General features: G+C 36.7%; 1 protein-coding gene. It reads right to left on the bottom strand.

Going from position 1 to position 803, the window contains the following annotated elements; translation table 11 throughout:
- A partial coding sequence (galE, locus tag H8909_RS13225) for a UDP-glucose 4-epimerase GalE (protein ID WP_187013156.1) occupies nt 1-803 on the bottom strand: 803 nt, incomplete at both ends.

An 803-nucleotide genomic window follows, 5' to 3' on the forward strand; every position in this document is an offset into this window, starting at 1 on the left:
GCACGTCTTGGCTTGATTTCATAAGGAATCTTGATTCCATTAACTCTTTCAAATGCCTTAACGATTTCTAATACGCTATATCCTTTACCTGTTCCTAGGTTACAGATATGAACACCTGGTGTTGCATATTTTTCAATTGCAAGAACATGACCCTTAGCCAAGTCTACAACATGGATGTAGTCACGTACACCTGTTCCATCTGGTGTATCATAGTCATTACCAAATACGCCTAAGCAAGGAAGTTCACCAGTTGCAACCTTCATAATATAAGGCATAAGGTTGTTAGGAATTCCCTTTGGATCTTCTCCTAATAATCCTGATTCATGTGCACCAATTGGGTTGAAGTAACGAAGAAGTGTAACAGACATTTCTGGTACAGCATGCTGTACATCTGTTAGGATTCTTTCCATCATAGCCTTTGTAGAACCATATGGGTTTGTAGTCTGTCCTAATTCACAATCTTCAGTTAATGGGACAACCTTTGGATCACCATATACTGTAGCACTTGAAGAGAATACAATTGAAGGGACATGATACTTCTTCATAAGCTTAGCAACAATAAGAGTTGTCATTAAGTTATTTGTATAATATTCAATAGGCTTTACTACTGATTCACCTACTGCCTTGAAAGCTGCACAGTGAATGACTGCATCTAATTTATTTTCCTTGAATACTGCTTCTGTCTTATCTTCATCTAAAACGTTAAATTCATAGAACTTTACTTTCTTACCAGTAATTTCATGAATTGCATCTAAGGCTTCTGGTTTTGAATTTGAGAAGTCATCGATGACTACAACATCATG

Origin of the sequence: Catenibacterium faecis, assembly GCF_014306455.1 — a bacterium.
In the GTDB taxonomy this organism is placed as follows: Bacteria; Bacillota_I; Bacilli_A; order Erysipelotrichales; family Coprobacillaceae; genus Catenibacterium; species Catenibacterium mitsuoka_A.